The organism is Verrucomicrobiota bacterium (assembly GCA_034440155.1).
GTDB lineage: Bacteria > Verrucomicrobiota > Verrucomicrobiia > JAWXBN01 > JAWXBN01 > JAWXBN01.
This window is the reverse complement of the sequence record JAWXBN010000070.1, coordinates 24,373-32,330: the sequence shown is the minus strand read 5'-3', so window position 1 is coordinate 32,330 and position 7,958 is coordinate 24,373. Positions and strand designations below refer to the sequence as shown.

General features: G+C 52.8%; 7 protein-coding genes and 1 pseudogene. 4 read left to right on the top strand and 4 right to left on the bottom strand.

The window, feature by feature from the left end:
- Positions 1-551: RHS repeat domain-containing protein (locus SGI98_07400; protein ID MDZ4743228.1), on the bottom strand; the 551-nt coding region annotated here is incomplete at its 3' end.
- A 262-nt stretch (positions 552-813) separates the two neighbouring features.
- Here SGI98_07400 and SGI98_07395 point away from each other — a divergent pair.
- Positions 814-1,686 (top strand): pyridoxal-phosphate dependent enzyme, encoded by an 873-nt coding sequence (locus SGI98_07395; GenBank protein MDZ4743227.1) that lies wholly within the window; start codon positions 814-816, stop codon positions 1,684-1,686.
- 41 nt (positions 1,687-1,727) lie between these two features.
- Here SGI98_07395 and fumC (SGI98_07390) read toward each other — a convergent pair.
- The 3 genes and pseudogenes from fumC (SGI98_07390) to fumC (SGI98_07380) form a co-directional block, all read right to left on the bottom strand.
- A pseudogene (gene fumC, locus SGI98_07390) lies at positions 1,728-2,159 on the bottom strand (class II fumarate hydratase).
- 110 nt (positions 2,160-2,269) lie between these two features.
- Entirely contained in the window at positions 2,270-3,946 is a 1,677-nt protein-coding gene (locus tag SGI98_07385; protein MDZ4743226.1) for an NAD-dependent malic enzyme, read from the bottom strand.
- Positions 3,947-3,970: 24 nt separating this feature from the next.
- Positions 3,971-5,368, bottom strand: coding sequence for a class II fumarate hydratase (gene fumC, locus SGI98_07380; protein MDZ4743225.1), 1,398 nt, complete (start codon positions 5,366-5,368; stop codon positions 3,971-3,973).
- Between the two features lie 390 nt (positions 5,369-5,758).
- Here fumC (SGI98_07380) and ispF point away from each other — a divergent pair, with 390 nt between their 5' ends.
- Genes ispF through SGI98_07365 form a run of 3 tightly spaced genes read left to right on the top strand, consistent with a single transcriptional unit; the run spans position 5,759 to position 7,927 of the window.
- Positions 5,759-6,235 carry a 2-C-methyl-D-erythritol 2,4-cyclodiphosphate synthase gene (gene ispF, locus SGI98_07375; GenBank protein ID MDZ4743224.1) on the top strand — a complete coding sequence of 159 codons (477 nt, stop codon included), beginning with the start codon at positions 5,759-5,761 and terminating at the stop codon, positions 6,233-6,235.
- Positions 6,236-6,248: 13 nt separating this feature from the next.
- Positions 6,249-6,887, top strand: coding sequence for a dTMP kinase (gene tmk / locus SGI98_07370; protein MDZ4743223.1), 639 nt, complete (start codon positions 6,249-6,251; stop codon positions 6,885-6,887).
- A 20-nt stretch (positions 6,888-6,907) separates the two neighbouring features.
- Positions 6,908-7,927, top strand: coding sequence for an AAA family ATPase (locus SGI98_07365; protein MDZ4743222.1), 1,020 nt, complete (start codon positions 6,908-6,910; stop codon positions 7,925-7,927).
- Positions 7,928-7,958 lie beyond the last annotated feature (31 nt).

Below are 7,958 nucleotides of genomic sequence, written 5' to 3'. Positions count from 1 at the left end.
TGCTGATGTCCATCTGCAATGAGACACATACCGTATTCAAAGCGAGTCAAATCCCCATCCTTCTTCTCCTCGATCAACCTACCGAGAGCATCATACACACATTGTTTCGATGACACCTCGCTGCCGTCTGCGGTGTATTCATGCGAGGCGGTCAAACGGTTGGCCATATCATAAGTGTAAAGAGTTTTCTGTCCGCCGATTTTCTTTTCAATCAAGTTTCCCGCAATATCATAAGAGTAACTCTCTTCCGGGATATCGCTTCCCTTCGATAAGCGGGCTGATTGCCCTTCAGAGTGAACCGAGGTCAATTGTCCTGCACCATCATATTCGTATTTTTGGGAAATCCCGTCGCGGCTACGTTCGCAGAGTTGCCCAGCAGCATCCCACTTGTATTCGATTTGAGTGAGCAATTTGCCTGTGGAAGAAACCACCTTCAGCGACACAGGACGCCCATAGGCATCATATCCATTTTTTTCACGGGTCCCGTCCCCGTGTATTTTGGCAGTCACACGATTAAATTTATCGTAACGGTAGGAGACAGTGCTATCCACAGATGACGCAGATTCACGCAGATTATTTTTAATCTAAGATGAGGAAAGATCGGAGGCTTCGCCTTTTGTAGAACCCTCGGGCGAGACGCCCTCTGTGTTATTTTCCACGAACTGATCATAAGACAGTGGAAAAACGGCAACGGCCGGGCAATAGCCTGCTCCTTATAAACAGATTGATTTTATTAGGTTTCTGTCTAATTCTCGAAAAATATTTAACACAACCCCATCTTCATCTTCCTATGAACCCTTGTTCCAGAATATCTTGTTTCAAGATAATCTGACAAAGCCTGTATCCGTCACGGTTCTCCGCGAGGACTTGAACCACCCGTTATATCAGGGGAACAAATTCTGGAAGCTCAAAAACAACCTGTTTGATGCGATTCAAAACGGTCACGATACCCTCCTGACATTTGGGGGTGCCTGTAGCAATCATATCTACGCCACGGCTGTTGCAGGTTCACTCAATCATCTGAAAACCATCGGTGTCATCAGGGGGCAAGAACCCGCAATCTATTCATCGACGCTGCAATTTGCCCGGGAACACGGCATGCGGCTTCATTTCGTCACTCGGGAAGAATACCGGCGGAAGGAAGAGTCAGGATTCATTGCCCGGCTTAAGAACCTTTTTGGGGATTTTCATCTTATTCCTGAAGGGGGCTCGAATGAGGCTGGTTTGCGTGGGTGTGTGGAATGGGGAGATTCCCTCGTGAGCCATGCGGATATCTTTTGCCTCGCTGCCGGTACCGCCACAACGGCAGCAGGAATCGCTCAGGCTTTATTATCCCGAGACCCCGGAGCAAAAGTCATCGCCTTTTCAGCACTCAAAGACGGGGGATTCCTCAAAACCCAAGCTGAAAAGATGGCAGGGAGCCCTTTACCGAACCTCTCCATGATCACGGACTACCATTTCGGCGGTTACGCCAAGTATACGCCCGAACTCCTCGCTTTTATTACGCAAATCGAGAAGGACTACTCACTGCCTCTCGAACACGTTTATACAGGCAAAACCCTTTACGGAATATTGGATTTATCCCGGAAATCATATTTCCCCGGAGATAAAAGAATTTGTTTCATCCACACCGGTGGACTCCAGGGTAAGCTCCACTCCAAGGACCATAAAGAGCTAAATCGCTGAACGGATGATTCCCCCGCCCCCCCCGCACGAAAAGGGTGATCTCAGGAGGCCACGTAAGGCTTCACCATTTTCACCGGATCTACGATCCGGTGAAACTCATCTTCCGTGACAAAACCAAGCTTTAAGGAAGCTTCTTTGAGGGATAAATCATTGTCCATGGCATAATGCGCGATCTTCGATGCTTTATCATAACCAATGACCGGTGACAAGGCCGTCACGAGCATCAAGGAGCGTTCCACATACTCCCCGATCTTTTTCAAATTTGGGTTTGTCCCTTCCACGAGGAATTTCCGGAAATTCGTGCACCCATCCGTTAATAGGGTCAATGAATGTGTGATATTCTGGATAATCAAAGGTTTATAGACATTCATCTGGAGATAACCTCCCGCCCCGCCAAAACAGACAGCCACATCATCGGCCATGACTTGGGCACAAAGCATGGTTAATGCCTCGGCCTGCGTCGGGTTTGTGCGATTTTTGAGAGCACGGTTTTGGACGGAGAGGGAGGGCCGGTGGTAATCGCAGTGCTCGACCACCGGCTCATTTCCCCGGCGCCACCGGTGTCAAAAGTGCATCGCGCGCCCTAAGCGAGACTGGGATAGACCGGCGAGTAGACATGCTGGCGGATGAAGGCCTCCATGTCGGCTGGACGATCGACCTGAGCCAGTCCGCTGTCGAACACAAGCTTTGCGACCCGCGCGGCGATCTTGATCTCGACTTCAAGGATGTCCGACTGGGGCGGGAAGAGCATGCCAAGTGCGAGTTGCTCCGGGGTCACGAGATCCGCGACGGCGTGGGCGGACTCGATAAACATCTCGTCGGTCACGCGCTTGGCGTGCGTGGCATAGATCGCCATTCCCACCGCCGGGAAAATATACAGGTTGTTCGCTTGGGATGGCAGCAGCACTTTGTCGGCGAGGTGCACCGGCGGGAACTGAACACCTCCGGCATAGACCGCCTTGCCATTCGTCCAAGTGTAGGCATCCGTCGGAAGGACTTCATGTTTTTCGCTCGGATTCGAGAGGGCGAAAATGATCGGGCGCTCATTGTGCCGGGCCATGGCTTCCACAACCTCCTTGCTGAACAACTTACCCACCGTGCTGACCCCGATAATGGCCTGGGGCTTGAAATCCTCGATGGCCGCGACGATCTGCGGATACTCGGTCTGAAGATCGAGACAATTGAAGGGTTTGCTCGGGGCAATCTTGTGAGCGAAAGGCTGTTTGTGGGCTTCGAGACCAGGACGGCCGGCATAGACGAGTCCCTTTGTGTCGAACAAACGGATTTTTTCGCGGGCCTTTTCGACCGGTATCCCGTGCTCTTTGCTCACCGCGGAAACGATGAGGTCCGCCAAACCGATGGCTGCCGAGCCTGCGCCGAGGAACAGGATGCGCTGGTCCTTGAGTTCGCCGCCCGTAATCTTGAGCGCGTTGATGAGGCCTCCGAGCGTGACACCGGCTGTGCCTTGGATGTCGTCGTTGTAGCAGCAGACTTTATCACGGTAGCGGGCGAGCAGGGCAATGGCGTCCGTGCCTGTCCAATCCTCAAAATGGATGCAGCATTTGGGGAAGACTTCCTGCACGGCTTCGACGAACTCGTCCACGAAGGCGTAGAGATCCGCCGTGGCTGGGCGGTTTTTCCGCATTCCAACATAAAGCGGGTCCTCAAGATAGCCTTCGTTGTTGGTGCCGGCATCAAGATACATCGGCAGCAGTCCTTGCGGGGGAACTCCAGCGGCGGCGGTATAGAGTTGAAGTTTCCCGATCGGAATGCCCATGCCGTTGGCACCCAGATCGCCCAGGCCAAGAATCCGGCCCGCATCCGTCACACAGATGAAGCGCACGTCCTTGACCGGCCAGTTGCGCAGCACGTCTTTCACAGTGCCTTTTCTCGTGATCGAGAGATACATCCCCATTGGACGCCGGAAAATGTGGTCAAACTTCAAGCAGGCCTCTCCGATCGTCGGGTCATAGACAATCTCCAGAAAACGCGCGGGATCGGACATGATCGTGCGATAGAAAAGCGTCTCATTGCTGTCGAGCAGGTTCATCAGATAAATGAACTGATCCAGTTCCTTCGCCTTGTGCGCCAGTTGTTGCAGCACGCGGCTTAGTTGTTCATCAATTGTTTCAGTGATGTCGGGGACCAATCCCACGAGCCCCAGCGCCACGCGCTCGGCCTCGGTGAATCCGGTGGACTTGTTGAGCTTCGAATCGTGCAGCACTTCCATCCCGCGTTTGGTGGTGGTGATCTTTGTCATGGGTTGTTTCGTTGGGTTTGGGGATTAGGCGACGTAGGGGGCGACCATTTTTTTCGGATCCACGATGCGGTCAAAATCCTCCGACGAGACGAAGCCGAGCTTCATGGCCGCGTCCTTCAGGGTGAGGTCATGGTCCATCGCGTAGTGGGCGATTTCCGAGGACTTGTCGTAGCCGATGACCGGCGAGAGCGCGGTCACGAGCATGAGCGAACGCTCGACGTATTCACCGATTTTTTTGAGGTTCGGCTTCGTGCCTTCGACGAGGAATTTGCGGAAATTCGTGCAGCCGTCGGTGAGGATCGTGATCGAGTGAGTGATGTTGAAAATAATCAGCGGCTTGTAAACATTCATTTCGAGGTATCCGCCGGCCCCCCCGAAGCCGACGGCCACGTCGTTTGCCATCACCTGCGCGGAAATCATTGTCAGCGCCTCGGCCTGGGTCGGGTTCACTTTGCCCGGCATGATCGACGATCCCGGCTCGTTTTCCGGGATGATCAATTCCGCGAAGCCCGCGCGCGGACCGCAGGACATCAGGCGGATGTCGTTGCCGATTTTGTAAAGTGAGACGGCCAGCGTGCGCAGCGTGCCGGAGAGCTGAACCAGGGCATCGTGGGCGCCCTGGACGGTGAATTTGTTTGGGGCGGTGACAAATGGCAGCCCGGTGAGTTTCGCGATTTCCGCAGCCGAGGCTTCCGCAAAACCCGGCGCCGAGTTGATGCCCGTTCCCACGGCGGTGCCTCCCAGCGCGAGGCGGTAAACGCCTTCGAGCGAGGAATCGATCCGGGCGAGATTGTCCGCGAGCATTCCGGCATATCCCGACCATTCCTGGCCGAGGGTGAGCGGTGTGGCATCCTGCATGTGGGTCCGCCCGATTTTGATCACATCCTTCCACTCTTCCACTTTGAGCGCGATGGCATCATGCAGGGCTTTTACCGCCGGGATGAGGCGTTCTTTGGTATTCACCGCGGCAGCAATATACATGGCACTCGGGAAAGAGTCATTCGAGGACTGTGCCATATTCACATGGTCATTTGGATGGACGGGGGTCTTGCTGCCTAGGGCTGTCCCGGCCAGCTGGCAACAGCGGTTCGACACCACCTCGTTGACATTCATATTAAATTGTGTGCCACTGCCGGTCATCCACACGTGGAGCGGGAACATATCATGATGCTGGCCGGAGAGAATCTCATCACACACTTTTACAATGAGATCGTACTGCTCGGTTTCGAGCCGTTTACTCCCGTGGTTAGCGATGGCTGCAGCTTTTTTGAGCGTCGCATACGCCGTAATCATTTCGCGGGGGATTAAATCTTTCCCAATACTGAAATGCTCCAATGAGCGCTGAGTCTGGGCACCCCAGAGTTTATCTGCGGGGACATCGACTCCCCCCATACTGTCGGTTTCATGTCGCATTCCAGGTATTTGATTCATAATATTTTTCTTTTTTGGGGGGGTCAGATTGAACAAAGTGTCATTGTCTTGCTGAGTGTCAAGGAATTGTATTTTAGATTCCACCCTGCATCAACCTCTATTTTTTCCAACACCCTAGCCATCTGGTAAAAAAAGTCCTCGGGGAGCTCTGGCCTCCTACACAAACGTTGCCTCAAAAGTAAAGGTCACAGGCGAGGGGAGCTGGAGTTTTTGTTTATAAAACTCCATGATCCCGCGCGATTTGTGCCGGGCACAGTGGGTAGATGATCGTTCCATGGGGAATTTCCACGCTCATCCTGATCGGCGAAATCCGCCGAGAAAAAATATCTTGCTGGAATTAATGTTGGCGTTTTTGGGCAATTTGCTTAGAAAAGGGGGATTATGTATCGCACTGGATTAGGTTACGACGTTCATCAATTAGTTCCCGGGCGCAAATGCGTACTCGGGGGCGTGGAAATCCCCCATGACAAAGGCCTCGACGGCCATTCGGATGCAGATGTCCTCATTCACGCCATCGCAGACGCGCTCCTCGGAGCCATGGGCGAGGTCGATATCGGGCATTATTTTCCGAATACCGATCCTCGCTGGAAAAATATCTCCAGCCTTGTTTTCCTCGAGCAAATTGCTGAACTCATGCTCCGCAAATATGTCACCCTGGGAAATATCGATGCCACGGTGATCTCCGAAGCCCCAAAAATCTTCCCCTACATTCCCGAAATGAAAAAGCGGATCGCTAAAGCCCTCAAAGCCCGGGAGTCCCAGATCGGCATCAAAGCTACTACTAATGAAACCATGGGATTCATCGGCCGCAAGGAAGGTATCGCCGCCATGGCGGTGGCCTCAGTCGAGATGAAATAATTCCCCAGATATCATGGCTCTTTTTATCACATTTGAAGGCGGAGAAGCAGTCGGCAAAACGACGCAAATCGCTCTGCTTGCCGACAAGCTCAGGAGCTTGAACCGTGAGGTCGTCCTCACCCGTGAGCCCGGCGGCACTCCCCTCGGTGAGGAACTGCGCAATTTGCTCAAATTCCATCCCGCCGGTAAAAACATGTCCCCCGAGGCCGAACTCCTTCTTTTCGCCGCTGCCCGGGCTCAACACGCACGCGAGGTCATCCTGCCTGCACTCAAGGCCGGAAAAACCGTCCTCTGTGACCGTTACTCCGACTCTACTACCGCTTACCAAGGGGCCGCCCGGAAACTCGCGCCCGCGCAAGTGGCGCAGATTAATTCCTTCGCCGTGGCCGAATGTATCCCTGACATCACCCTTTACCTTGATCTCGATCCGGCCCTTGCGCGGCGGAGGATGATCGCACGCTCGAAACCCGGCGATAACAAAGACGACCGTATGGAGAGTGAACCCCTGGACTTCTACCAGAAAGTCCGTGAATCATTCCTGAAAATCGCTGCCGCTGAGCCCGACCGAGTTCACTCCATCGATGCCCAGGGTACCATCGGGGAAATCAGCGCAAAAATCTTGGATATCGTCGGAGCGCGCCTAAATCTATAATCACAGGTCCCCCCCCAGCCATGCCTTTTGCCCAAATCCCCCATCAATCAATCGTCGCCGATCAACTCATCAAAACGATCCGGCTCCAAAGGCTCGCACACGCTTATCTCTTGAAGGGCGACCGGGGTGTGGGAAAATTACAAACTGCCATCGCCCTGGCCCAAGCGGTGAATTGCGCGAAATTCAGCGAACTCCATGATGCCTGCGGGCAATGTGATTCCTGCCACCGTTTTGAATCTATGAATCACCCTGACCTTTTCCATCTCAAAGCCGAGAGCAAAAGCCGCCAGATCACTATTGACCAGATTCAAACCCTGAATAAAGCCCTTTTCCAAAAGCCGATGATGGCAAAATATAAAGTCGCGGTCATTGAAGATGCCGATTGTATGAATGCCGCCGCCTACAATGCCTTCCTCAAAACTCTGGAAGAGCCCCCCTTGAATTGTCTCCTACTCCTGCTGACATCACGACCAGAGACCCTACCGGACACCATCATCGCCCGGTGCCAGAAATTACAATTTTCTTTTGTCTCTGCCAAGGAGCTCTCCCCTCTGGAAAATGAAACACTGGATTTCCTGCGAGGGCTGTCCTCTGAAGGAAATATTTTCACTCTTTATCAAGGGTTGACCGGACTGATTGCCGAGCTTGATACTGCCGTCAAAGATTATAAATCACGGCTCAATGATTCCCAAGACACAGATAAGTGGAAGGATATTGCTGAAAAAAGTTATTTCCAGAAGGTCGAGCAAGAAACCGAGGCCCAAGTCTCGGCATTCCGCCGCTTGGAAAGGCAGGCCATCCTGAAAATATTTTATCTCTGGCACCGGGACATCTTAATGATGAAAATGGAGGTCGATTCTGCCCACTTACATTTCCCGGGAGATAAAGAAATCCTGCGCAGCCAAGCCGGAAAACACCCTGAAAATAAGTGGATCAGGGCCATTAGCCTGATCGAAAAACTCATCGATGACCTAGACAGGACCAATATCCCGGAAATGTTAGCCTTTGAAACCGTGTGTTTGAAATTACAAGCAAAGTAATTATTTTCTCCATTGACCTGCCTCTTTACAG